Origin of the sequence: Streptococcus mitis (genome assembly GCF_002096895.1) — a bacterium.
GTDB classification, from domain to species: domain Bacteria; phylum Bacillota; class Bacilli; order Lactobacillales; family Streptococcaceae; genus Streptococcus; species Streptococcus mitis_AH.
In genome coordinates this window covers 466,218-490,962 of the sequence record NZ_NCVI01000020.1, presented here as the reverse complement: position 1 = coordinate 490,962, position 24,745 = coordinate 466,218, and the positions used below count along the sequence as shown (strand labels likewise).

General features: G+C 41.4%; 22 protein-coding genes and 2 pseudogenes. 7 read left to right on the top strand and 17 right to left on the bottom strand.

Annotated features, from left to right (window positions below; translation table 11 throughout):
* Positions 1–26: 26 nt before the first annotated feature.
* The 15 genes and pseudogenes from brnQ to recJ all read right to left on the bottom strand — a co-directional run bounded on the left by brnQ (position 27) and on the right by recJ (position 16,156).
* Positions 27–1,352 carry a branched-chain amino acid transport system II carrier protein gene (gene brnQ / locus B7697_RS06990; RefSeq protein WP_001074581.1) on the bottom strand — a complete coding sequence of 442 codons (1,326 nt, stop codon included), beginning with the start codon at positions 1,350–1,352 and terminating at the stop codon, positions 27–29.
* Positions 1,353–1,523: 171 nt separating this feature from the next.
* A complete protein-coding gene (locus B7697_RS06985; RefSeq protein WP_084950991.1) occupies positions 1,524–1,811 on the bottom strand; it encodes a rhodanese-like domain-containing protein in 288 nt (95 codons plus the stop codon).
* 113 nt (positions 1,812–1,924) lie between these two features.
* Positions 1,925–2,503 carry a uracil-DNA glycosylase family protein gene (locus tag B7697_RS06975; RefSeq protein ID WP_084950989.1) on the bottom strand — a complete coding sequence of 193 codons (579 nt, stop codon included), beginning with the start codon at positions 2,501–2,503 and terminating at the stop codon, positions 1,925–1,927.
* 53 nt (positions 2,504–2,556) lie between these two features.
* Positions 2,557–3,957 carry a dipeptidase PepV gene (gene pepV / locus B7697_RS06970; protein WP_084950987.1) on the bottom strand — a complete coding sequence of 467 codons (1,401 nt, stop codon included), beginning with the start codon at positions 3,955–3,957 and terminating at the stop codon, positions 2,557–2,559.
* A gap of 12 nt (positions 3,958–3,969) precedes the next feature.
* Positions 3,970–4,575 carry a nitroreductase family protein gene (locus B7697_RS06965; protein WP_084950985.1) on the bottom strand — a complete coding sequence of 202 codons (606 nt, stop codon included), beginning with the start codon at positions 4,573–4,575 and terminating at the stop codon, positions 3,970–3,972.
* Between the two features lie 174 nt (positions 4,576–4,749).
* Positions 4,750–5,604 carry a metallophosphoesterase family protein gene (locus B7697_RS06960; protein ID WP_084950983.1) on the bottom strand — a complete coding sequence of 285 codons (855 nt, stop codon included), beginning with the start codon at positions 5,602–5,604 and terminating at the stop codon, positions 4,750–4,752.
* Between the two features lie 66 nt (positions 5,605–5,670).
* The gene (locus tag B7697_RS06955) at positions 5,671–6,345 is read right to left on the bottom strand and encodes an AAA family ATPase (RefSeq protein WP_084950978.1); all 675 of its coding nucleotides are present in this window, start codon (positions 6,343–6,345) and stop codon (positions 5,671–5,673) included.
* Positions 6,346–6,551: 206 nt separating this feature from the next.
* Positions 6,552–7,361 (bottom strand): hypothetical protein, encoded by an 810-nt coding sequence (locus B7697_RS06950; protein WP_084950976.1) that lies wholly within the window; start codon positions 7,359–7,361, stop codon positions 6,552–6,554.
* Positions 7,358–8,335, bottom strand: coding sequence for a hypothetical protein (locus B7697_RS06945; protein WP_084950974.1), 978 nt, complete (start codon positions 8,333–8,335; stop codon positions 7,358–7,360). Before B7697_RS06945 ends, B7697_RS06950 begins: the two co-directional genes overlap by 4 nt.
* 97 nt (positions 8,336–8,432) lie before the next feature.
* Positions 8,433–8,507: pseudogene (locus B7697_RS09545) on the bottom strand (metallophosphoesterase family protein); the annotation flags it as partial.
* A complete protein-coding gene (gene uvrC, locus B7697_RS06940) occupies positions 8,497–10,344 on the bottom strand; it encodes an excinuclease ABC subunit UvrC (protein WP_084950972.1) in 1,848 nt (615 codons plus the stop codon). The pseudogene B7697_RS09545 and the gene uvrC, both read right to left, overlap by 11 nt.
* 38 nt (positions 10,345–10,382) lie before the next feature.
* Complete coding sequence (locus B7697_RS06935; protein WP_084950970.1) at positions 10,383–11,084, bottom strand: M57 family metalloprotease; 702 nt, start codon at positions 11,082–11,084, stop codon at positions 10,383–10,385.
* Positions 11,085–11,146: 62 nt separating this feature from the next.
* Entirely contained in the window at positions 11,147–11,926 is a 780-nt protein-coding gene (locus B7697_RS06930; RefSeq protein ID WP_084950968.1) for an alpha/beta hydrolase, read from the bottom strand.
* 66 nt (positions 11,927–11,992) lie between these two features.
* A complete protein-coding gene (locus B7697_RS06925; RefSeq protein ID WP_084950967.1) occupies positions 11,993–13,654 on the bottom strand; it encodes a ribonuclease J in 1,662 nt (553 codons plus the stop codon).
* 279 nt (positions 13,655–13,933) lie between these two features.
* The gene (gene recJ, locus B7697_RS06915) at positions 13,934–16,156 is read right to left on the bottom strand and encodes a single-stranded-DNA-specific exonuclease RecJ (RefSeq protein WP_192851484.1); all 2,223 of its coding nucleotides are present in this window, start codon (positions 16,154–16,156) and stop codon (positions 13,934–13,936) included.
* Between the two features lie 176 nt (positions 16,157–16,332).
* Between recJ and B7697_RS06910 the strand changes: the two genes are divergently transcribed.
* From B7697_RS06910 to B7697_RS06890, 5 genes are all read left to right on the top strand, one after another.
* A complete protein-coding gene (locus tag B7697_RS06910; RefSeq protein WP_084950963.1) occupies positions 16,333–17,091 on the top strand; it encodes an amino acid ABC transporter ATP-binding protein in 759 nt (252 codons plus the stop codon).
* A gap of 10 nt (positions 17,092–17,101) precedes the next feature.
* The gene (locus B7697_RS06905) at positions 17,102–17,896 is read left to right on the top strand and encodes a transporter substrate-binding domain-containing protein (protein WP_084950961.1); all 795 of its coding nucleotides are present in this window, start codon (positions 17,102–17,104) and stop codon (positions 17,894–17,896) included.
* Between the two features lie 12 nt (positions 17,897–17,908).
* A complete protein-coding gene (locus tag B7697_RS06900) occupies positions 17,909–18,586 on the top strand; it encodes an amino acid ABC transporter permease (protein WP_084950959.1) in 678 nt (225 codons plus the stop codon).
* Positions 18,587–18,595: 9 nt separating this feature from the next.
* Positions 18,596–19,255: an amino acid ABC transporter permease gene (locus B7697_RS06895; protein WP_084950956.1), complete on the top strand. Its 660-nt coding sequence runs from the start codon at positions 18,596–18,598 to the stop codon at positions 19,253–19,255.
* Between the two features lie 249 nt (positions 19,256–19,504).
* The gene (locus B7697_RS06890) at positions 19,505–20,695 is read left to right on the top strand and encodes a ferredoxin reductase family protein (RefSeq protein ID WP_192851483.1); all 1,191 of its coding nucleotides are present in this window, start codon (positions 19,505–19,507) and stop codon (positions 20,693–20,695) included.
* Between the two features lie 109 nt (positions 20,696–20,804).
* On the opposite strand, the gene B7697_RS06885 is transcribed toward B7697_RS06890, so the two are convergent.
* Both B7697_RS06885 and B7697_RS06880 read right to left on the bottom strand, forming a co-directional pair.
* Positions 20,805–21,242, bottom strand: a complete 438-nt coding sequence (locus B7697_RS06885) for an Rrf2 family transcriptional regulator (RefSeq protein WP_001166795.1) — start codon at positions 21,240–21,242, stop codon at positions 20,805–20,807.
* Between the two features lie 75 nt (positions 21,243–21,317).
* Complete coding sequence (locus tag B7697_RS06880) at positions 21,318–22,160, bottom strand: metallophosphoesterase family protein (protein ID WP_084950952.1); 843 nt, start codon at positions 22,158–22,160, stop codon at positions 21,318–21,320.
* A 332-nt stretch (positions 22,161–22,492) separates the two neighbouring features.
* Between B7697_RS06880 and B7697_RS09540 the strand changes: the two are divergent.
* Positions 22,493–22,611: pseudogene (locus B7697_RS09540) on the top strand (AAA family ATPase); the annotation flags it as partial.
* Positions 22,612–22,689: 78 nt separating this feature from the next.
* Positions 22,690–24,633: a threonine--tRNA ligase gene (gene thrS, locus B7697_RS06875; RefSeq protein WP_000608345.1), complete on the top strand. Its 1,944-nt coding sequence runs from the start codon at positions 22,690–22,692 to the stop codon at positions 24,631–24,633.
* Positions 24,634–24,745: the final 112 nt, after the last annotated feature.

Here is a 24,745-nt window from a genome sequence, read left to right as displayed (position 1 = left end):
CTTAGCTACAAAAGTGATTTTAATGATTATTCCATTTCAAAAACATCGCTTTCTTGCTTGTTTGGTAGAACCAATGAGAGCAAGATCCCGACAATGGCTGGTACTAACCATGGAAGTGATGCCTTGGCAAAAGGAAGAGCATTGACAAGGTTTGCAAGAAACTCAACTTTAAATGAGCTTCCTAGTACGCTTGCAATGGCAATGGCTGTAACAACAGCAATTGTCAACTGCATACCTGGTTTTGAAAGAGCTACAAATTTGTTGACAATGACAATCATAACGATAGCAATGGTGATTGGGTACAAGATAACCAGTACTGGAATTGAGTACTTGATAATCGCATCAAGACCCAAATTAGCAATGGCAAATCCAATCAAGGTAAAGGCTGTCGCATAAACCTTGTAACTGATTTGTGGGAAACGTTCATTAAAGAACTCAGCTGTTGACACAATCAAACCAACCGTTGTTGTGAAGCAGGTTACGGTAACCATAGCTGCAAGGAAGAGTTGGGCTGTTGAGCCAAAGATTTCTTGAGTGGCTTGTGACAAGATGTAAACACCTGGTGTTCCACCCTTCATCGCTTCAGCTGGTACTGGGAAATGATTTCCAAGGAAACCTAAACCGATGTAAAGAGCGCTGAAGGCAAGGGCAACAACGATACCAACAACCCAAATAGTTGAAATGTATTCTTTCTTACTTGAAAATCCAAGTTGTTTCAAGGTTTGAACTGCGATTACACTGAAGGCAACTGAGGCAAGAGCATCCAAGGTATTGTAACCTTCTAGGAAACCTGTACCAAAGGCAGAAGCTTGATAAGCAGCTGATGCAGCTTGAGGACTTGTCCCACCATATTTGAAAGCTCCTAGTACAACCAAGATGACAATCAAAATCGCAAAGACTGGCGTTAAAATACGGCCGATACGGTCCAAAATTTTTGATGGATTAAGCGAAATCAAATAGGCTGCTGCAAAATACAGAACCGTAAAGACAATCAATCCAAGTCCTTTATTTGCATCCGACAAAAGGGGGCTAATTCCTACTTCGTAAGCCGTTGTAGCTGTACGTGGGATAGCAAAGAATGGACCGATTGACAAGTAAAGAACTGAGAGGTAAAGAGTCGCAAACCAAGGCGCTATCTTTGTTGAAATCTCGTAGATATATCCTTTAGGATTTAGCGTTCCAATAATAAGGGTCAAGACGGCGATACCGACACCTGAAAAGACAAAACCTGCGATGGCAGGAAGAAAATGTTCTCCAGATAGAGCACCTAGAGAAGGCGGAAAAATCAAGTTCCCCGCACCAAAAAATATTCCAAACAGGAGCAAACCTGTTAGGGCACCTTTTTTAGCCATGAAAATCTCCTTCATATTTATAAAATACTGACCTAGTATATCATGAATAGGAGTATGAAAAAAGCTTCACGAAGTAAATATTGAATGTTTTCAAGATTCTTAAAAATGAGAATTGTCTAAAAATAAAATTCTCCTACCCAGTCCACACCAAGCAGGAGAAAATTCTAATGTTTAAAGTTCTTCAAAAGCCATCATGCCACCTTGGACATTGATAACCTCATAACCTTGTTCTGATAAGAATTGGCAAGCACGCGCTGATCTCATTCCAGATTTACAAATAACATAATGTAACTGGTCCTTGTCCAATTGATCATAAGTATCAGCTAATTGACTCAGAGGAAGATTCTGAGCACCTTCTAAATGAAGAGCTTCAAACTCATCCACTTCTCTCACGTCCACTAAAGAAAGTTGGTCATTTTGGTAAAGCTGGTAAAATACGTCAAAGGCTATTTCTTTCATTCTTTTTCTCCTAATACTCTTCGAAAATCTCTTCAAACCACGTCAGCGTCGCCTTACCGTACTCAAGTACAGCTTGCGGCTAGCTTCCTAGTTTGCTCTTTGATTTTCATTGACTATAAAATGGTTTTAATTCTTTTTTTCAAGTCTGGCACTACTTCTGCCTCAAACCAAGGATTTTTGGCCATCCAGATTTGGTTTCGTGGTGAGGGGTGAACCAATGGAAAATAGTCTGGCAGATAGTTCTGGTAATGTTTTACCCGTTCTGTCACCTTGCCACTTATTTTTTCATGTAAATAGTAGGCTTGGGCATACTGGCCAATCAAGAGGGTTAACTGAATATCTGGTAATTCTTGCAAGAGCTGCGGATGCCATTTTTCTGCAAAGCCAATTCTCGGTGGCAGGTCACCTGACTTGCCATGCCCTGGAAAGTAGAAATCCATGGGCAGAACTGCGAAATAACCTGAGTTGTAAAAGGTATCTTCATCCACACCTAGCCAGTCCCGCAAGCGGTCACCACTTTTATCTTTCCAATAAAGTCCTGCTTCTTGGGTTTTAAGTCCCGGTGCCTGACCGATGATATTGATGCGAGCAGTTTTTGGCGCTGCAAAGAGAGGCTCAATGCCACGCTCTGTATAGCTAGCATTTTGTGGATCTGCCATAATAGCCTGCTTGATTCTTTCGATTTGAGACATCTATTTTCCCTCCAAAAAGAAGTCCAAGCACAACATCTCAGACTTCTATCGTTTTATTTGATCAATTCATATATAGCTTCGGCATAAATTGCTGCTGCACGGAAGAGATCGTCCAAGGCGATAAATTCATTGGCTTGGTGCATAGTATCAATAGAGTCTGGGAACATAGCACCGTAAGCAACCCCACGCTCAAGCAAGCGACCAAAGGTTCCACCGCCGATGACTTGCTCGTGACCTTTAAGACCAGTTTGTTTTTCATAAACATTCAACAAGGTTTGAACAAGTGGATCTTCCATTGGCACATAGTGAGGCGTGTGACCGTGCTCAGAAAGGCTAACAGAAGCAACTGGCAAGTTTTCAAGGATTGACTTGATTTGTTCTGGACTTGTTCCTTTTGGATAACGGATATTAAGGGCAATGGTATTGTCAGCACTTGTTTCATCGAAGCGGAAGACACCAGCATTCATAGAAAGGGCACCCATCTTTTCATCCACATGAGCAATCTTGAGATTTTCACCCTCATGGTCGTTCAAGAGAATTTTACCAGCGATGTCAAGGTAGTCTTTGGCTGGACCAGCAAAGTCAAACTGGCTAAGGAATAGGGCTAGGTAAGTCGCACCATTGATGCCTGAAGCAGGCATAGCACCGTGGGCTGATTTACCAATGATCGTCACCTTGTATTGGCCAGCTTCTTCTTGGAGTTCTCCTCTGAGTTTGTGTTCTGCAACAAAGGCATCTAGTTTAGCTTGCAAGTCAGCCAAACCACCTGAAACGACTGCTGTTGCTGATTCTGGTACCATATTTTCACGTAAACCACCTGTAAAGCTGTGAAGACGGGCTGCACCTGTATTTTCACCTGCAAAGTGGAGGTATTCCGTGATATTTCCTTTTTCACCATTGATGATAGGGAATTCAGCGTCTGGAGAGAAACCAAAGTCTGGCTTCGCAAGTCCTACGTGCTCGAAGTAGTAGTCCATGTCTGCCCAGCCTGATTCTTCGTCCGTTCCAACGATGAAGCGAACTTTCTTAGAAGTTGGAAGTCCCAATTCTTTGATGATTTTCAAGCCATAGTAACAAGCTGTTGTAGGACCCTTGTCGTCCGAAGCCCCACGCGCATAAAGGCGACCGTCTTTGATAGTTGGTGTGTAAGGGTCTGTGTCCCAACCGCTACCAGCTGGCACCACGTCCATGTGGGCAAAGATTCCGAGAACTTCTTCTCCATCACCAAACTCAAAATGTCCTGCGTAGTTGTCAACATTTTTAGTTGGGTAGCCATCGCGGTCTGCGATTTCAAGGAATTTTTCCAAGGCTTTTACCGGCCCAGGACCAAATGGATGCTGAGCGTCCGCCTTGCTATCGTCACGTTCTGAGTTGATTTCCAAAAGGCTAAACAAGTCAGCCAAGAGGTCTTCTTTGCGTTTTTCTACTTCTGCTGTAAAATCAATTGCTGTCATTTTTTCTTCTTTCTATCTTTTCTCGATGATTTCATCTACTGGCAAGCGGTAGCTTGGTTCCAATTTCTCATCTGTGTAACCCACCGTAATCAAGAGCTCTGGACGGAAACGGTCTTCAATGTCCAAAACCTCATTGGTTTTTGATTTGTCAAAACCAAGGATAATGTTTGATCCGATTCCCTGGTCAGTCAATGCAAGGACTAAGTTCATAGCAACCAAACCAGCATTGAGGGCTAGGTAGTCACTGATTTGTTGTTCATTGTAACGCGCAAACTCTGCTGGAAGATTTTTCATAAAGTACTGAAGTTGTTCTTCTGAGAAGTTCTTTGCTCCACCAACACGGGCAATCTTGCGAGCACGTTTAGCCAAATCTGTGTCTGTAAACAAAGCAATAGTTACAGGCGCTGATGATACCTGTTCAAAGTTTGAACCGTAGGCCAATTTTGCTAGTTCGGCATTTTTCTCACGCACCACTACAAATTTCCAAGGCTGGCTGTTGTGGGCACTTGGTGCCAAGGTCGCAATTTCGATAGCCGTACGCACATCTTTTGGATCAACTGGCTTATCAGTGAAATGCTTAGTCGCATGACGTTTTTTATTTAATTCAAGAAATTTCATAATCGATTTCCTTTTCTAATTCTACTGCTTCCATTCTACCATATTTTGAAAGAGCTTGCAGAGATTTTTCATAGAAACAAACTGCAACAAAAATAAGAAACAAAATGAAGCCCATCATTTAAATCAGGGACTCCCCTCATCCAGTTCCAACTATTTTTCAGCGGCTTAAAGAAACTAGTCTATCTTATATTCTGACTTTATAGCCTCCAAGAAATTCTTCACATCTTCTACATACCCATGCTTTTCTATTAAGCTTGCTAAGAGTTCCAGATTGTGCCCCTGATAGTTGTCTTCTCGTCGTAGCTCTTCATACATTTCGATAAAAGGAAGCCCCTTGGATTTGGCCAATTCTAACTCCGCTTCATAGTCATAAGCGACTTTACGAAATAGGATATTTACTAATTCCCCATCTTCAACTTCTATCACGGTATACTGGGCACGGTGATTTTTTAACGCCTCCCAATCAAAATAAGGCATACCAATCGAACCTGGATTGATGATTTGTTGCCCCTGACTTCCATAACGAAGCAATTGCTTGTGAACATGACCATAGACTGCCACGTCCGTTTCCTCATCTAGCAGTTGGTCAAATTTTTCTGTATCATTCCCAACCAACAAGTCACCCCCATAATTTTTGTCAGGTAAATTATGTGAGAGAGAAAAACGCAATCCCTCAACTTCTTTCTTTTCCAGCAAAGGCAAGCTTCGTAGCCAGACAATCGTTGCAGGATCCATTCGCTCCATCAAAAACTGGGTCATTCGCATTGACTGGATTTCTTGTGGATGTTCCAAACCATATTCACCATCCAAGGCCTCAAGGACACAATCATCCCAATTGCCTCGAACACTGGCTGTGATAGGAAGATCCTTTAACAGGGCGACCAAGTCATTTGCACCGGGACCGGGAAGAAAAATATCTCCCATAAGCCAGTATTCACTGACTCCTTGGTTTTTAGCATCTGCAATCACTGCTTTTAGGGCAGTTGTATTGCCATGAATATCTGATAAAATTGCGATTTTATGGTTCATATTATTACTTTCTATTATTCATTTTCAAATGATTGTATTGATAATTCAATCTATTTACTTACAAACTCATCTATCCGCATTGGCACTACTTATATTTTCCTCAATCATTGCTCTCACCTGCTGGCGTTGTTCCTCATTCAGATTCAACTTCTGTAGTTGCTTTTCAATACTAAATTCTGAGGTATTGTATTTCTTATCATACATCTCTAATAATTTATTACGAAGAATAGGCTCGCTGATTAAATGAATTTCTTTTAATAGTTCTTCTCCATTTCCTTCCTGCTCCTCTTCTCCATTAAGCCTTTCAATCATAGAATTAATCTTCGCTAAGGCAAAATCACCATAAATATTATCAATCAAATTTTCCTTCATGATTTCTTGTATATTTTTAGCGAAAGTATTTTGAAGAACTTTTCCTTCTGAATATCCAGTTTCTTGATTCTTTTCAATCATAATCACATTTCCTGGTTTAATATCCGAAAGCATGTAAGGAGAATGAGTTGCGAAGATGAGTTGGAAGTTCATTCCTCCTATTTTGTTGATTTCATTTATATAGTTGACTAAAAAGTTTATTAAGCTTCTAGACCATTCGAGGTGCATACCCGATTCTAATTCATCCACTACTAATTGACATGTCCCTTGAGAGGAATTCATTTGTAACCACTTCACATAACTCATCACTTTTAGTATATTTGTTTCACCAGTAGACATATTATAATAAAATTCATCTATTGCACTCAAACATGCATTCTTTTCTAATTTTTCATAGTCTAGATATAGTTTTTCAAATTCAATTCGATTATCAAAATTCTTTTCTCCATATTCTAACTCAACTATCGGACTTCTTATACCATCCCTGTATTCTTTTATCTTGTACTTGTGAATAAATCGTTCTAGATAATTTAGGAAATTGACTAATGAATTTATAAAGCCTTTCTTTTCTTCTTCTATTTCTTTTTTTCTTCTATTTCTTTTTTTATTTTATCAAATAGTGGTAGATAATTACCATCTATAAAATATCTTTCAATCTCTTCATCGTTTAAACATAACTTAAAATCTTTACAAATTGGCACAATTATTTTCAAAACGAGACAGGAGAAAAACTCTCTATTTTCCCAATCATTTAAATATTTATCTGGAATATAATCTTCAATATTATACGTACTAACTCCAAAACTAAATTTATATGACGAAGAAACTAAGTCTTGAGAATATAATACTTCATAAGCTTCAAAAATACCATTCAAAACGTACCATCTAGAAGATTCTGCTAAGTGAGCATCTAATAATAATGAACCTCCGTAGCTTTCGATTGGACGTCTATCTTCGTTCATAATATAAAACAGCTTATCTATCTTTTGAGCATCACAGTATCCACTCATATCAACTTGATCTTTCGCTAGACCTTCTGTAGTAATAGACGATAAATCATAATTTTTATCTCTTAGATAAAATTTTCTATTAGTATCTAAATACACATAGAAAAATTGATTGATATCTTTGTTTTGATCTTCCGCTCGATGATAATAGCCTATCAGATTTAAAATTGTGCTTTTTCCCACACCATTTATCCCAACTATTGGTGAAATATTATAAATAGACTCCCCATAAAAATTTTCAATATAATCTGGATTTTCATCAATTTTTAATTCATTCGTTTCAAAATTAAAATCAACTTTATATTCGTCTGAAAAATTAAAAATTTGATTTTTAAAAAGTTCATCATACTGTTTAATCACCAAAGCAATTAATTTCATTCTTTTTCTCCTATTAATCCAATTTCTTTGCTAATATCTGTAACCATTTTTGAAAGTGGTCTTTTCCCATAATTTTCTTTGTCTGTGTAATGACCTGTTATAAATCGATTTACTTCAGCCTTACTTAATTCAAGGTTTGTTTGATTTAAGATTTCTGACAAACCTTCTCTATAACTATCTGTGTATACTTCTTTTTTCCAAATCAATTCATATACAACATCAACGTGGCTTTGATATAGTTCCTCTATCCCCAAAATACGAATACCATTTTTAAAGGCGGAATCATCTGAATTAATTTTGATTTCAACCTTATCAACAGACTTTGGAATGTATGTAAACTTTACATCATCAAACGGAAAACTAGTGTCATAGGGACTATATTCTAAATTCCTATTTGATTTCACATGATTACAGCTATAACAACTAGGGATTAAATTATAAAATGAAACAGCAAACAGTGGATAACTGTCTTTTGGAAAAAAGTGGTCTAGTTGAGCAGTATTTAATACTTTAGTCGGACCATTAATTTCTTGATTGCAACCTGAACATTCTTCTTCCGTCCCGTCAATTACCAATAAGTCTTGATTACAGTTATTACAATGAAGTATTTTATATGTTGAGTTTATATAATTACGATTGCAATACGGGCATACCGAAACGTTCTTTAAATCAATTAATTTCTTCCTTAATCTCGAATCTATCTTTCCATAAGATTTTTTTAGATACTCTGCTAATTTAGGTTCTTCATCTACGAAATTATCCATCAATTCTTTAAGATTCTCTAAAAATGAATACTCACCTATCATTATCTTTAGAAAAGCATCCCTTTCACTTGCTAGCTCTGGTACATTACTGGCTACCCAACTATTTAAATCATTTTTAAATTCAGGATAACCTTGAAAACTCATTTCTTTATATAATTCCAAGCAAATTTTCTCAACTTCAGACGGATTTGATTTTTCTAAAGGTATCATAATTGACACTCCATTCTGGTTCACTTCTTTCCCATTATACCACAAAAGACCGTTTTTACGGCCTTTTGTTTATATATTAACCATCTAAATCTGCTGAAGATTCTGTAATCACTACTTCTAGTGCCGTTGCATTGCCATGAATATCTGATAAAATCGCGATTTTATGGTTCATGATAGTTTCCTTCCGTTTGGTAATCTACTATCTCTTCCGCCACTTGAGCCAATTTCACTTCTTCCTGAGGATTCAACTTTCTTTGCACAGCTTCTGCGACTGCTCTTGGTACTCCAACTTCGACAATCTCATCCACACTGGCTTCCTTGATTTTAGTGAGAGACTTGAAATGCTTCATGAGATTCTGCTTGCGTTTAGGTCCCAGCCCTTCAATTCCATCCAGTTGCGATGAAAAGGAATTTTTAGAGCGCAGTTGACGGTGGAAAGTAATGGCAAAGCGGTGTACCTCATCCTGAATGCGTTGGAGGAGGAAAAATTCCTGAGAATTACGAGACAACTCCACCACCTCAAGCGGATCTCCAAAGAGCAATTCATGGGTTTGGTGTTTGTCATTCTTTTGCAGACCTGCAATGGGAATATCCAAGCCCAGCTCCTCTTGGATGACTTGCTTGGCGATATTGACCTGACCTTGTCCCCCATCAATGACAATCAAATCTGGAGGAGTCAAACCGTCACGCTGTACTCGACCATAGCGCCTGCGAATGACTTCTCTCATACTGGCATAGTCGTCTGGCCCGACTACGGTCTTGATTTTATACTTACGGTAATCTTTCTTACTAGGTTTTCCGTTGACAAAGACAACCATGGCTGAAACAGGACTGGTCCCCATGATATTAGAGTTATCGAAGGATTCGATGCGGACTGGAGTTGGGATTTGGAGCAAACGACCTAGATTTTCAATAGCTCCTTGTGTCTTTTCGACAGATTTTTCTAACAAATTGAACTTCTGCTCTAGACTGACACGGGCATTTTTGATGGCTAGATTGACCAGCTGCTTTTTCTCTCCACGCTGGGGTTTGAGAATCTTGGTATTCACCAAGGCCTTAACGGCTTCTTCGTCAATATCCTGTGGAATCAGTACCTCATTGGGAACTAGGTGAGATTTTTCTTGATAAAATTGTCCCACATAGGTTAAGAAGTCCTCGTCCGGATCATTGTAGTAGGGGAAAAGATTGACATCGCGCTCAATGAGCTTGCCCTGACGGACAAAGAAAACCTGCACACACATCCAGCCCTTGTCCACATAGTAGCCAAAAACATCGCGATTTTGGAGATCCTTAGCCATGACCCGTTGCTTGGTTCGAAGCGTTCCAATGGCCTGAATCAGGTCACGGTATTCTGCCGCACGTTCAAATTCCATAGTCTGGGCTGCCGTTGCCATCTTTCCCTTGAGGTCATCAATAATTTTGTCATCTTGCCCTTTTAGGAAATCAGAAACCTCCCGAGCCATAGACTTGAAATAGTCCTCATCCTTCTTACAGATAGTGTGGGCCATACATTGACCGATATGGTAGTAAAAACAGACCTTAGACGGCGGATTGGTACACTTTCTAAAAGGGAAAATCCGATCCAGTAGCCGCTTGATTTCATTGGCTGCCCCTACATCTGGATAAGGTCCAAAGTAGAGACCGCCGTCCTTCTTGACCTGACGGGTGATAATCAAACGAGGATAGCGTTCATTGGTAATCTTGATGAAAGGATAGGACTTATCATCCTTGAGCATGATATTGTACTTGGGCTTGTTTTCCTTGATCAGATTAATTTCTAGGAGAAGCGCCTCAATATTAGACTCCGTAACAATAAATTCAAAATCCACAATTTCAGACACTAAGGCCTCTGTCTTGGTATCATGACTCCCACGGAAATAAGACCTCACGCGGTTACGCAGATTTTTAGCCTTTCCTACATAGATAATGGTGCCGTTTTTATCCTTGTGAATGTAACAACCAGGGCTGGTCGGCAAGAGCTCTAGTTTTGATTTAATCAAGTTATTCATAGTTCCATTATAGCAAAAAAGTAGGGAAAGATTGTTCCCTACTCACTAGTCTCATATATTTTTCGAAGGTTTGCAACATCCTCTTCCTGGATACCATAAAAGGAACCTGCAGGTTGCATGACAGACTTCTCATCTGTATGGTCCAAGCCGATCGCATGACCTAACTCATGTTCTGCCGTATGGACAATGCGCTCATAGGAATAACCATAGTCTGGATTGGACAGATAATAATGATTCAACCGCACCGTGACAGACAAGAATTGCCCCGTCAAGAAATTGGTCTGACTTTCCGCCTCTCCTGCCACAGGAGTGTTTCCGTCATTCATCTCAGTAGCCAAGATATCTGCCTTGCTGGCTTCAGTGACAATTTCAAAGTTAAAAGCACCAGTTTGATTCCAGTTCTGAATTGCTTCTAAATATGCCTCTTGAAATCCTGAATCCATCTGGGGATCCAGGTAAATACGAGCAGAAGCCTGTGGCCACCTTCCTTCAGAGTGTTGGTGGCTATCCGTCTGGTTCAACTTAGGCAGTTGCCCTGTTTTTTCCCATTGATCAATACTTTGTCGACCAATCTTGACTGACCGTTCTGCTTGCTTTAGCGCTCCTTGAAAATCACCGTTCAGATACCATAAAAGTCCGAAAGCAAGAGCACATAAGAGCACAACTATCCAAACCAGGCGCCAAAACAAACGCCACACAAAAGAAAAGAAAGCCCCTATCAAACGAAAAATCCAGCGCATGTCTCTCCACCTTTCTAGCAAATAAAGACTATTTTACTAAAACAAGCTGAAAGAAAACTAAATTATGACAATCTCTCTTCTAATTTGAAATCGATTGGTAGGGTTGCTAAAAAGACTTCCAATTGTTTTTCCCAGTAGTACCATTCATGCATTCCAGCGCTATGGCTATAGGTCACATCAAATCCCATTTTTTTGAGGTTTTTCACTGCTAGATTATTAGCTTCGTACAAGAAATCCTGCTCGCCACACCAAGCCCAAAGCTTGGTCTTTTTGTCCGATTTTTTAGCCAGACTTTCAAGAGAATAGGGGCTAGCTGTCCAGTCTTTAATCTCCCCAAACACACCTCTCCAGTAAGCTGGAGTTCCCAAATCTTGGCTTTCAGGAGAAAAATCTTGAAAGCTAAGGGCACCTGAAAAACTAGCTGCATGAGAAAAACGATTTGTAGCAAGAGCCAATTTGAAACAGCCATAGCCTCCCATAGAGAGACCAGCGATAAAGGTCTTTTCACGCTTGCTGGTCATGTTAGGGAAGAAACGTTTCAGAACCTCTGGCAATTCCTCTGCTAGAGCTGTGTAATAGTCAAAACCATACTGGGTATCGGTGTACCAACCATTGCTGGTATTGGGCATGACAACGATGAGATTAGTTCCTCGAAGCAATCGTTCTACGTTGGTCCGCTTGAGCCAGCTATTATGATTACCAGACATCCCATGCAAAAGATACAAGACAGGGATATCTTTACATTCTGGATCTTCCACTCGATTGGCATCGGGGTAAAGAACATTCACTCCCCACTCCATATCCAAAACTTGTGAATAATACTCGATTTTCATTACTGCCATAATTTTTCCTCTATTTTTCTATAAGAAAAAGCCGAAACTCGACTTTCTCTCTGTTTATTTCAACAATTATTTCGCTTCCATGACTACTGGTAGAATGGCTGGACGACGCTTAGTCTGGTCAAAGAGATACTTAGTCAAATTATCCCGAACCTTCCCTTTGAGATCTGCCCAGTCAAAGTCATCTCCTTGAAGATAGTCTTCTACCGTTTGGTTAATCAATTCTGAACTTTCACGGAGAATATCGCGACTCTTCTTGAGATAAACAAATCCACGCGTGTGAACACGAGCCTTGGCCACAATTTTCTTCTCACGACGGTTAACGGTAATTGCGACGATGAAAATACCGTCCTCTGACAAGACCTTACGGTCACGAAGAACCACATTTCCAACATCACCAATGGCATTCCCGTCAATCAAGACATCCCCTGCCGAAACCGCGCCAGCTGGGACAAAATCGCCATTCTCATAAGCCATGCTGGTTCCCTTTTTAGGGATGAAAATGCGTTCTGGCAGCATCCCGACCGCCATAGCAGCCTTAGCATGGGCATCCAACTCACGGTATTCCCCTTGAATTGGGAAGAGATACTTAGGTTGCAAGAGATTAATCATCAACTGCAAATCACGCGCATTTCCATGTCCTGACACACGCAAGCTTTGGGTGATCAGTTTGACAACCCCTCCAGCTTGATAAATCATATTTTCCACACGCGCCATAACTGCTTCTTTGGCGATAGACGGTGTCGTTACGATATAGACCAAATCACCGTCCTTGATTTCCACATAACGATGGCGACCAATCGACATCTTGCGAAGACCGTTGATAGGCTCACCCATACGACCTGTCTCAAGGATAATCAACTCACGGTCTTCAAAACGAGACATATCTTTTGGCTTAATCAAAAGACTTTCGTTAGCTAGAGACAATTTCTTGAGGCGAATAGCAGTACGTACAATATTTTCAATATCGAATCCTGTCAAGACCACACGACGGCCTGTTGCATCCGCAGCGTCAAACACCTGCTGGATACGAGAGAGATTGCTGGCTACTGCTGCAACAATGATACGACCATCCCAGTCCGAAATGGTTTGAGTGATCTCGTCCCCAACTTCACTTTCGCTAGCCACTTGGATATTACTATCTGCATTGGCTGAATCACTAAGAAGAGCCAGAACTCCATCACGACCGATTTCTGCCAAACGAGCGAAGTCTGTCGCATAAGATTCACTAGCTGTCTGGTCAAATTTGAAGTCACCTGTATAAACGATACTGCCTTCAGCTGTCTTCAAGACAACACCCAGACTTTCTGGGATAGAGTGGGTCGTACGGAAGAAGGACACCACAGTCCCTCCAAAATCAATCTCCGTATCTTCATCGATAACATGAAAATCATTGAATTTCTTAACTGTGTCATTTCCCTTGACAAAGAGTTTGGCCAACTCAATGGTCAGCTCAGACCCAAATACAGGCACCTTGGCTTCAGCCAAGAGATAAGGCAAAGCACCAATGGCATCCGCATGGCCGTGGGTCAAGAAGACCCCAGCGATACGATCGCTATTTTCAAAAAGGTAATCCATATTTGGAATGACTACGTCCACCCCTAGTTGTTCATTTTCAGGGTATTTCAGACCTGCATCCAAAACGAAAATAGACCCATCGATTTCAGCGATATACATATTTTTCCCGTTTTCACGTACACCACCAAGTGTTGTTAAACTAATATTACTCATTTTTCCTCCGAAAGCTTAATTTATCTTGATTATAGGGTTGCTTGCCCTTTTATTCTAAAAGCACTATTACTTTTATACTCTTCGAAAATCAGATTCAAACCACGTCAGCTTCGCCTTGCCGTACTCAAGTACAGCCTGTGGCTAGCTTCCTAGTTTGCTCTTTGATTTTCATTGAGTATTAGCCGAATCTTTTCCTACCATTATACCATTTTTTTGATGATTTTCAAAATGAAGATTTGTTTTCAAAAAAGAGCTGGTTTCCCAACTCTTTCCTATCATCTACTCTTTTTCCATTAAAAAGTCATAAATTTCTTGCACGGTACCCAGCGCCATCATTTCTTGGTCTTTGACGGTTTGTTTGAGATTTTGGTAAATCTGACTTTCTCCGATTTCCCGCTTTGGTGCCTCTTTATTCACTGTCATGACACCATCTTTGATCTTCACAAAGCCTAGCTCTTCAAATACTTGAATCATCTTGACCAGCAAGATTTGCTGAATATTAAGATAAGCTGCCAAATCTTTCAGCTTATAGCGAATATCAAACTCTGGAAACTGGTAGATAGTCTTGTACAATTTAGCAAACTGCTCTCTAGTCCCATAGCCTGTCAGATAGTAGGCCTTGTCAATATCATTTTTGAAATAGACAGCAGAGAAATTTTGTTCCTGAAAAATGGTCTTCAACAGAGTAATATCCTCAGGTATGGTTTTCACGACAACCGCGTCACTAGTCGCTAAATCAGGCACTCCTCCAACAAAATCCAAGACTGGAACCCCTTCTGGCAAGACTGCATTCTTCCCACGGATGTTAAAAAGTTGAACACCTTCCACACGCGCATCCACCATCATCAACTGCAGGGCAGTTTGGCCATTCCATTGGTTGACAGACAATTTGACTGCCAGCTCTAAATTCTTGGTTTGAGCAAATTCTGTTGCCCATCTACCTTGGCCAAAGGCTACCACTTCAAAACTCGCTTCACCTTTGGAAATTTTCAACTTGAGATGAGCATTGCTTGCCCCCATAGTACGGGCACTTTCGACCTGAAAATCCTTTATATAAAAGATAGGTTTCTGATTGTTCATGCCAAAAGGTGCCAAACGTTCAAAACTTTTGACCGTTTCCAAGCTAAGTGTCTCCAAATCCAGTTCTTCATCTAGATTTAACTTGTTCTTACCACCAGCATCCGCGCCTTTTTCACGGACATAATCTTCCAAAACCTGAGATAAATCTGAGAGTTTCTCAACTTCCAGCGTCATTCCAGCCGCACCAGCATGGCCACCAAAGGCTATGAAGAGGTCTCTATGAGGATCCAGAGCCTCAAAAATATCGACCGCTTCCACGCTACGAGCACTACCCTTGGCACGACCGTCCTCTATATTGAGAACGATGACTGTCTGCCCTAGTTCTTCCAACAAACGACCAGCCACGATACCCAGAACCCCAGGATTCCAACCTTCCTTAGCCAAGACTTGAACCTTCTTCTCAGAATCCACCATGGTCTTAGCTTCTTCATAGATAGACTGAACGATTTCCTTGCGCTCTTCGTTTTTCTGATGAATCATGAGGGTAATCTCATGCGCTTCCTCATCATCAAAGCCAGTCAACAAATCAATGGCAGGATTGGGATCATCCAAGCGGCCCAAGGCATTCAAACGAGGGGCAATCTGAAAACCAACCGTTTCTTCTGTTACTTCATTTGCGGCAATTCCAGCCATGTCCAACATTTCTTGTAAACCAATGCGCTGAGTATGGCCCAACATTTCCAGACCATATTGAACTAAGATACGGTTTTCATCCGTCAAACTCACCATATCTGCAATAGTTCCGATAGCGACCAAATCAAGCAATTCCACTTGTACTTCTTCTAAAAGGGCACAAGCCAACTTGAAAGCCACTCCACAACCAGCCAAATATTTGAAAGGATAATCCGCATCAGGGTGTTCAGGATGGACAATGGCATAGGCATCTGGTAAGGTTTCAGGCATGGAATGGTGGTCAGTCACAATAACATCTACTCCCATAGACTGGGCCAATTCAATAGCCTCATGACCAGCAACCCCATTGTCCACCGTCACAATCAAGGATATTCCTTCTTGCTCGATAAAGTATTTATAGACACTGGCATTAGGGCCATAGCTATCAGTGAAACGATTAGGCAGATAAACCCGGCACTCGGCACCAAGCTGTTCCAAACTTTCCTTAACAATCGAAGCCGAAGTCATACCATCCGCATCATAATCACCGTAAACGAGGATATTTTCCCCTTCTTCAATGGCCTGACGAATCCGTTCCACTGCCTTGTCCATATCATGGAGCAGATAAGGGTCGTGCAAGTCCTCCAAGGAAGGTTCTAAAAACTTCTTCAGACTTTCTTGGTTCTGAATCCCTCTTTCAAATAATAACCGAGCCACCTCAGGACCCAATCCAGCCTTCTTGGCTATCTTTGTAAAATCCGCATCTTCTACCTGCGGGGCAAACTGCCATTCATAAGTAGGTGTTATCAAAAAGACATCCACTCTTTCTAAGAATTCTATTGCTTCATTATAACATGATTTAGGCTTTTTCTCTATCCTGATTGCTTTCTACAAAAATTTTACTAACTTTTTTCTGATATGATTTGACAAGACAAATCTTTTGGTGTAGAATCATGTTATAAAATCTAACACAAAGGAGATTCCTTATGGCTTTAGTAGAATTTGAACACGTCGAAAAATATTACGGAGACTACCACGCACTCCGCGACATCAATCTCCGTTTTGAAAAAGGACAAGTTGTTGTCCTCCTTGGCCCTTCTGGTTCCGGGAAGTCAACTCTTATCCGCACCATCAATGGTTTAGAGGCTGTTGACAAGGGAAGTCTCCTAGTCAATGGCCACCAAGTTGCTGGTGCCAGCCAGAAAGATTTAGTACCTCTTCGCAAGGAAGTCGGTATGGTTTTCCAACATTTTAACCTCTATCCGCATAAAACAGTGTTAGAAAACGTAACACTCGCACCCATAAAAGTTCTAGGAATTGATAAAAAAGAAGCTGAAAAAACAGCCCAAAAATATCTGGAATTTGTAAATATGTGGGACAAGAAAGATTCTTATCCAGCCATGCTATCTGGTGGACAAAAGCAACGGATTGCCATCGCACGTGGACTCGCTATGCATCCGGAACTCCTCCTCTTCGATGAACCAACATCTGCCCTTGACCCTGAAACCATCGGTGACGTTCTGGCAGTTATGCAAAAATTGGCCCACGAGGGTATGAATATGATTGTCGTTACCCATGAAATGGGCTTCGCCCGTGAAGTTGCTGACCGAATCATCTTTATGGCTGACGGAGAGGTTTTAGTAGATACGACCGATGTCGATGCCTTTTTCGACAATCCAACCGAACCACGTGCTCAACAATTCCTCAGCAAAATTATCAACCACGAAAGTGACAAAGTCAAATAAGGAGGCGCCTATGAAAAAGAAATTCTTTTTATCAGCAATATTGATTAGCCTTTTCGGCCTTGCTGCTGCAAAACCAGTCCTGGCTGATACCAGTGTCGCAGACATTCAAAAGAGAGGCGAGCTAGTTGTCGGTGTGAAACAAGACGTTCCCAATTTTGGTTACAAGGATCCCAAGACAGGAACCTATTCTGGTATCGAAACTGACTTGGCCAAGATGGTAGCTGATGAGCTCAAGGTTAAGGTTCGTTATGTGCCTGTTACCGCTCAAACCCGTGGACCCCTTCTAGACAATGAACAGGTCGATATGGATATCGCAACCTTCACCATCACAGACGAACGCAAAAAACTCTACAACTTCACAAGCCCCTACTACACGGACGCTTCTGGCTTTTTGGTCAATAAGTCTGCCAAAATCAAAAAGATTGAGGACCTAAACGGAAAAACCATCGGTGTTGCCCAAGGTTCCATTACTCAACGCTTGATTACCGAACTAGGTAAAAAGAAAGGCTTGACCTTTAAATTCGTCGAACTTGGTTCCTACCCAGAATTGATCACTTCCCTACACGCTCACCGTATTGATGCTTTTTCCGTTGACCGCTCGATTCTTTCTGGCTATATCAGTAAACGGACAATACTACTAGATGATAGTTTCAAGCCATCTGACTACGGTATCGTTACCAAGAAATCAAATACCGAGCTCAACGACTATCTTGATAACTTGGTCACTAAATGGAGCAAGAGTGGTAGTTTACAAAAACTTTATAACCGTTACAAGCTCAAACCATCTAGCCATACCGCAGATTAAGGAGGACACCCTATGACAGATTTATCATCTTGGACAGCCTATTTTCAGGATTTTGGACAATTTTTCAATGGTTTCCTCTTCACTCTTGCCCTAGCGATTGGATCCTTTATCCTCGCTATGGTCTTAGGCATCTTCTTTGGAGCCATGTCAACCAGCAAACGTCCAATTTTGCGCATTTTAGCTCGCATATTTGTGGAATTTTACCAAAACACTCCCCTCTTGGTGCAGTTTGTCATCGTTTTTTATGGTTTGCCTCTTATTAGTGACCATATCATCATGATTCCGATTTATTGGACGGCTGTACTCTGCGTGGGACTCTATCACGGTGCCTATATCGCTGAGGTAATTCGTTCAGGTATTCAATCTATTCCTAGCGGTCAGATGGAGGCCGCCTTGTCGCAAGGTTTTACCTATATCAGTGCCATGCGCTTGATTATCTTGCCTCAGGCCTTCCGTATCATTATCCCTCCTTTGACCAACCAAATCGTCAACCTCATCAAGAATACCTCTACAGTCGCTATCATCTCTGGAGTAGACTTGATGTTTGTGACCAAGTCTTGGTCAGCTCTTAACGGAAACTATATCCCAGCCTTTCTAGGCGCTGCCCTTCTCTACTTTTCTCTATGCTTCCCTGTTGCCCAGTTTGGTCGCAAGATGGAGCAAGCCAACAAAAAAGCCTATTCGCTTTAGGAGGTTACTATGGAATCCATTTTAGAAGTTTTGACCCCAGATAACCTAGTCTTTATCTTTAAAGGATTTGGCTTGACCCTCTATATTTCTCTGATTGCCATCGTCCTCTCTACCCTCATCGGTACGGTGCTAGCTGTCATGAGAAATGGCAAAAATCCTATCTTACGCATCATCTCCAGCATTTGCATCGAGTTTGTGCGCAACGTTCCCAACCTCCTTTGGATTTTCACCATCTTTTTGGTTTTCAAGATGAAGTCCACTCCAGCAGGAATCACTGCCTTTACTCTCTTTACCTCAGCGGCGCTAGCTGAGATTATTCGAGGTGGTCTCAATGCCGTGGACAAGGGACAGTACGAAGCAGGAATGTCGCAAGGATTTACCTCAGCTCAAATCCTTTACCACATCATTCTCCCACAAGCCATTCGCAAAATGCTACCAGCCATTATTTCTCAGTTTGTAACCGTGATTAAGGACACCAGTCTTCTCTACTCTGTTATCGCCCTACAAGAACTCTTTGGAGCCAGCCAAATTCTCATGGGCCGTTATTTCGAACCAGAGCAGGTCTTCAGTCTGTATATCCTGATTGCCCTCATCTACTTCAGCTTTAACCTAGCCATTTCTAGCCTGTCTCATATGCTAGCAAAACGTTGGCAACAAGCTGCAGAATAATACTCTTCGAAAATCTCTTCAAACCACGTCAGCTTCACCTTGCCGTACTCAAGTACAGCCTGCGGCTAGCTTCCTAGTTTGCTCTTTGATTTTCATTGAGTATAAACATCCACTCTCCAGTTAAATTGGAGAGTTTTTTTGATGATAGTAAACATTTATAGATCTCAATTTGACACCATACTTTTTCTATGATAAAATGTAACAAATTTGTTTACAACAAATCAAAATCTAAATGAAATGGAATTTTCTATGAAATCAATCAAAGGACTACTCTTTATCATAGCTAGTTTTATCTTGACTCTTTTTGCTTGGATGAACACTTCTCCCCAATTCATGATTCCAGGACTAGCTTTAACAAGCCTATCTCTGACTTTTATCCTAGCCACTCGTCTCCCCCTACTAGAAAGCTGGTTTCACGGTTTGGAGAAGATCTACACCGTCCACAAATTCACAGCCTTTCTATCCGTCATCCTACTCATCTTTCATAACTTTAGTATGGGCGGTTTGTGGGGATCTCGTTTAGCTGCTCAGTTTGGCAATCTTGCCATCTATATCTTTGTCAGCATCATCCTCGTCGCCTATTTAGGCAAATACATCCAATACGAAGCTTGGCGATGGATTCACCGTCTGGTTTACCTAGCCTATATTTTTGGACTCTTTCACGTCTACATGATGATGGGCAATCGTCTTCTCACATTTAATCTTCTAAGTTTTCTTGTTGGTAGCTATGCCCTTTTAGGCTTGCTAGCTGGTTTTTATATCATTTTTCTATATCAAAAGATTGGCTTCCCCTATCTAGGGAAAATTACCAATCTCAAACGCTTAAATCACGATACTATAGAAATTCAAATCCATCTTAGCAGACCTTTCAACTATCAATCAGGACAATTTGCCTTCCTAAAGATTTTCCAAGAAGGCTTTGAAAGTGCTCCGCATCCCTTTTCTATCTCAGGAGGTCACGGTCAAACTCTTTACTTTACTGTCAAAAATTCAGGCGACCATACCAAGAATATCTATGACAATCTTCAAGTCGGCAGCAAAGTAAGCGTAGATAGAGCTTACGGACACATGATCATAGAAGAAGGACGAAAAAATCAGGTTTGGATTGCTGGAGGCATTGGGATTACCCCCTTCATCTCTTACATCCGTGAACATCCTATTTTAGATAAACAGGTTCACTTCTTCTATAGCTTCCGTGGAGAAGAAAATGCAGTCTATCTGGATTTGCTCCGTGACTATGCTCAGAAAAACCCTAATTTTGAACTCCATCTAGTAGATAGTAGGACAGACGGCTATCTTAATTTTGAGCAAGAAGAAGTGCCCGAACATGCAACCGTCTATATGTGTGGTCCTCTTTCTATGATGAAGTTACTTGCCAAACAGATTAAGAAACAAAATCCAAAAGCAGAGCTTATTTACGAAGGATTCAAGTTCAAATAACCACTCATACTCTCCTGGAATTTCCCAGGAGTTTTTTCTACGCAATCTCAAAAAACACTGCCAGATTTCTAGCAGTGTTTTGAGTTTCATTTGCAGGCATCTATCCCTCTTAATCCTTCATCTGACTCTCTGCGTCGGCCACGACTTGCTCTAAGCTAGTCTGACCAAGCTCTGCCTCCATAGCCAGCTGGATTCTCTCCAATTTTTGATCCAAAACATCATGAATATGGGCTCCAACTGGGCAATTTGGATTTGGATTGTCATGAAAACTGAAGAGTTGACCAGTCTTACCAAGACACTCAACAGCCTGATAAACATCTAATAGACTAATGTCTTTGAGATCCTTGACAATCTCTGTCCCACCTGTTCCACGCGCTACTGAAATCAGCTCTGCCTTCTTCAACTGGGACAAGGTCTTTCTGATAATGACTGGATTGACCCCGACACTAGCAGCCAGAAAATCACTGGTCACCTTGCTTTCCTTCCCCTTGAGGGCAATGATTATCAGCATATGAGTCGCAATGGTAAATCTACTTGGAATTTGCATCCTCTTCTCCTTTTTACGAGGCTACCCTGCCTCTACTCTTCTTTTTCTATTATTATACCCTTTTTAGTTGTAATGTCAATCGTTACCACTTTTCAACCAGGCATCTAACTCCCTATCGTAGCCCTCTTGCTGGGCCAATTCTCTCAAAAATTCCTGATGATGAGTATGGTGGATACCATTGACCAGACTTTCATAATAAACCTCAAAATAGGGAAGTTTGAGGTCTTTAGCCAACTGCAATTCAGCTGCCACATCGTAGTCTACCCGTCGGAAGTCCATATCTACCAAGCCCTTATCATCAAACTCCAAAACCATATACTGGGCTCGCAAGTCCTTCCGCAAATGGGTATCTAGAAAGAAAGGTTGCCCAATCGAACCTGGATTGACAATCAATTGCCCACCAGTCCCGTAACGAAGCAACTGCTGATGAATATGACCATATACAGCGATATCACAAGGTGGATTGGTCACCAAGCGGTCAAAATCCTCTTGCGATCCAGTATGAATCAACTCTCTCCCCCAGTTCTTATCAGGAAGATGGTGGCTAATTCCTACCGTCAAATCCCCAAACTGACGATGAATCTGTAGAGGTTGATTGTGGAGCAGTTCAATTTCTTCTAGGGAAATTTCCTCTAAAACATACTGGCACTGGCGCAAGAGATAGCGTTGACTGGGACGAGTACTATCCAATTCCTTACGGACACCATGCCAAAGACTGTCTTCCCAGTTTCCCAAAACTCTAGCCGTAATCGGTAGTTGAGCCAACAAGTCCAAAATTCTTCTACGCCCTGTTCCTGGCATGAGAATGTCTCCCAAAAGCCAGTATTCATCCACTCCTAGCTGCCGAGCATCTGCCAAAACAGCCTCCAAGGCGGTGGTATTTCCATGAATATCTGAAAGAATAGCTATTTTTGTCATTCTTTCTCCTCATTTCCTCTTATATATCTTTTTAATATTATAACAAAAAATACTGTATAAGAGTGACATCTAACCCACTCTTACTAAATCCAGAACACTACTTTTATCAAGGCAAATTCCTAGCAAAAAGATGATTGCACATTACACCTAACAAAGCTTAGCAAGCACTTTTTCAATGAAGAAAATTCAAAAAAATCTACAAATATCTTGAAAAATCTCACAATCATGCTATAATAATCCATAGAGACAAGTCACTTAGTCCCTTTCTACTAGAGAGTGCGTGGTTGCTGAGAACGCATAGAAAGACTATACTGATACTACTCTACTGACTTTTATGCAAACATAAAACGGTGGCTACGTTAGAGCCAATCAGAGGTGTCCCTCTTTTTTGAGGAACATAAATGAAGGTGGAACCACGTTGCGACGTCCTTTCGAGGATGTCGCTTTTTTTCTAGCTTTCACAGTCCTCTGTCCCTGTTTTCCAAATAGGGTTAACACATTCGTCAATAATATAAGTAAGGAGAACATCATGATTAACATTACTTTCCCAGATGGCGCTGTTCGTGAATTCGAATCTGGCGTTACTACTTTTGAAATTGCTCAATCAATCAGCAATTCCCTAGCTAAAAAAGCCTTGGCTGGTAAATTCAACGGCAAACTCATCGACACTACTCGTGCTATCACTGAAGATGGAAGCATCGAAATCGTGACACCTGATCACGAAGATGCCCTTCCAATCTTGCGTCACTCAGCTGCTCACTTGTTCGCCCAAGCAGCTCGTCGTCTTTTCCCAGACATTCACTTAGGAGTTGGTCCAGCCATCGAAGATGGTTTCTACTACGATACTGACAACACAGCTGGTCAAATCTCTAACGAAGACCTTCCTCGTATCGAAGAAGAAATGCAAAAAATTGTCAAAGAAAACTTCCCATCTATTCGTGAAGAAGTTACTAAAGACGAGGCACGTGAAATCTTCAAAAATGACCCTTACAAGTTGGAATTGATTGAAGAACACTCTGAAGACGAAGGTGGTTTGACCATCTACCGTCAGGGTGAATATGTAGACCTCTGCCGTGGCCCTCACGTTCCATCAACAGGCCGTATCCAAATCTTCCACCTTCTCCATGTAGCAGGTGCTTACTGGCGTGGAAATAGCGACAATGCTATGATGCAACGTATCTACGGTACAGCTTGGTTTGACAAGAAAGACTTGAAAAACTACCTTCAAATGCGTGAAGAAGCCAAAGAACGTGACCACCGTAAACTTGGTAAAGAGCTTGACCTCTTCATGATTTCTCAAGAGGTTGGTCAAGGACTTCCATTCTGGTTGCCAAATGGTGCGACTATTCGTCGTGAATTGGAACGCTACATCGTAGACAAAGAGCTAGCTTCAGGCTACCAACACGTCTACACTCCACCACTTGCTTCTGTTGAACTTTACAAGACTTCTGGTCACTGGGATCATTACCAAGAAGACATGTTCCCAACTATGGACATGGGTGACGGGGAAGAATTTGTCCTTCGTCCAATGAACTGCCCGCACCACATCCAAGTCTTCAAACACCATGTTCACTCTTACCGTGAGTTGCCAATCCGTATCGCTGAAATCGGTATGATGCACCGTTATGAAAAATCTGGTGCACTCACTGGTCTTCAACGTGTACGTGAAATGTCACTCAACGACGGTCACCTCTTTGTGACTCCAGAACAAATCCAAGAAGAATTCCAACGTGCCCTTCAGTTGATTATCGATGTTTATGAAGACTTCAACTTGACTGAATACCGCTTCCGCCTCTCTCTTCGTGACCCTCAAGATACTCACAAGTACTTTGATAACGATGAAATGTGGGAAAATGCTCAAACCATGCTTCGTGCAGCCCTTGATGAAATGGGTGTGGATTACTTTGAAGCCGAAGGTGAAGCAGCCTTCTACGGACCAAAATTGGATATTCAAGTTAAGACCGCTCTTGGTAAAGAAGAAACTCTTTCTACTATCCAGCTTGACTTCTTGCTTCCAGAACGCTTCGACCTTAAATACATAGGAGCTGATGGCGAAGAGCACCGTCCAGTTATGATCCACCGTGGAGTTATCTCAACTATGGAACGCTTCACAGCTATCTTGATTGAGAACTACAAGGGTGCCTTCCCAACATGGCTTGCACCACACCAAGTAACCCTCATCCCAGTATCTAACGAAAAACACGTGGACTACGCTTGGGAAGTGGCTAAGAAACTCCGTGACCGCGGTGTCCGTGCAGATGTAGATGAGCGCAATGAAAAAATGCAGTTCAAGATCCGTGCTTCACAAACAAGCAAGATTCCTTACCAATTGATCGTTGGGGACAAGGAAATGGAAGACGGAACAGTCAACGTTCGTCGCTACGGCCAAAAAGAAACACAAACTGTCTCAGTAGATGATTTTGTTCAAGCTATCCTAGCTGATATCGCCAACAAATCACGCGTTGAGAAATAAGAAATAAAACCTGGGATAAAATCCTAGATACCTAAAAAGCAACAACTGAAACAGCTGTTGCTTTTTATATTTTATTTAATCTGAGCTAGTAGTGATTGGTCAAAGCACCACA

What these genes read in the sequence shown, in the direction of transcription:
- B7697_RS06895 (WP_084950956.1), top strand. Translation starts at nt 18,596, where the DNA reads ATGGAATCCATTTTAGAAGTTTTGACCCCAGATAACCTAGTCTTTATC.
- uvrC (WP_084950972.1), bottom strand. Translation starts at nt 10,344, where the DNA reads ATGAATAACTTGATTAAATCAAAACTAGAGCTCTTGCCGACCAGCCCT.
- B7697_RS06890 (WP_192851483.1), top strand. Translation starts at nt 19,505, where the DNA reads ATGAAATCAATCAAAGGACTACTCTTTATCATAGCTAGTTTTATCTTG.
- B7697_RS06905 (WP_084950961.1), top strand. Translation starts at nt 17,102, where the DNA reads ATGAAAAAGAAATTCTTTTTATCAGCAATATTGATTAGCCTTTTCGGC.
- B7697_RS06950 (WP_084950976.1), bottom strand. Translation starts at nt 7,361, where the DNA reads ATGAAATTAATTGCTTTGGTGATTAAACAGTATGATGAACTTTTTAAA.
- thrS (WP_000608345.1), top strand. Translation starts at nt 22,690, where the DNA reads ATGATTAACATTACTTTCCCAGATGGCGCTGTTCGTGAATTCGAATCT.
- B7697_RS06960 (WP_084950983.1), bottom strand. Translation starts at nt 5,604, where the DNA reads ATGAACCATAAAATCGCAATTTTATCAGATATTCATGGCAATACAACT.
- B7697_RS06925 (WP_084950967.1), bottom strand. Translation starts at nt 13,654, where the DNA reads ATGAGTAATATTAGTTTAACAACACTTGGTGGTGTACGTGAAAACGGG.
- B7697_RS06900 (WP_084950959.1), top strand. Translation starts at nt 17,909, where the DNA reads ATGACAGATTTATCATCTTGGACAGCCTATTTTCAGGATTTTGGACAA.
- B7697_RS06880 (WP_084950952.1), bottom strand. Translation starts at nt 22,160, where the DNA reads ATGACAAAAATAGCTATTCTTTCAGATATTCATGGAAATACCACCGCC.
- B7697_RS06930 (WP_084950968.1), bottom strand. Translation starts at nt 11,926, where the DNA reads ATGGCAGTAATGAAAATCGAGTATTATTCACAAGTTTTGGATATGGAG.
- B7697_RS06985 (WP_084950991.1), bottom strand. Translation starts at nt 1,811, where the DNA reads ATGAAAGAAATAGCCTTTGACGTATTTTACCAGCTTTACCAAAATGAC.
- B7697_RS06885 (WP_001166795.1), bottom strand. Translation starts at nt 21,242, where the DNA reads ATGCAAATTCCAAGTAGATTTACCATTGCGACTCATATGCTGATAATC.
- B7697_RS06935 (WP_084950970.1), bottom strand. Translation starts at nt 11,084, where the DNA reads ATGCGCTGGATTTTTCGTTTGATAGGGGCTTTCTTTTCTTTTGTGTGG.
- pepV (WP_084950987.1), bottom strand. Translation starts at nt 3,957, where the DNA reads ATGACAGCAATTGATTTTACAGCAGAAGTAGAAAAACGCAAAGAAGAC.
- B7697_RS06975 (WP_084950989.1), bottom strand. Translation starts at nt 2,503, where the DNA reads ATGTCTCAAATCGAAAGAATCAAGCAGGCTATTATGGCAGATCCACAA.
- B7697_RS06965 (WP_084950985.1), bottom strand. Translation starts at nt 4,575, where the DNA reads ATGAAATTTCTTGAATTAAATAAAAAACGTCATGCGACTAAGCATTTC.
- B7697_RS06910 (WP_084950963.1), top strand. Translation starts at nt 16,333, where the DNA reads ATGGCTTTAGTAGAATTTGAACACGTCGAAAAATATTACGGAGACTAC.
- brnQ (WP_001074581.1), bottom strand. Translation starts at nt 1,352, where the DNA reads ATGGCTAAAAAAGGTGCCCTAACAGGTTTGCTCCTGTTTGGAATATTT.
- B7697_RS06945 (WP_084950974.1), bottom strand. Translation starts at nt 8,335, where the DNA reads ATGATACCTTTAGAAAAATCAAATCCGTCTGAAGTTGAGAAAATTTGC.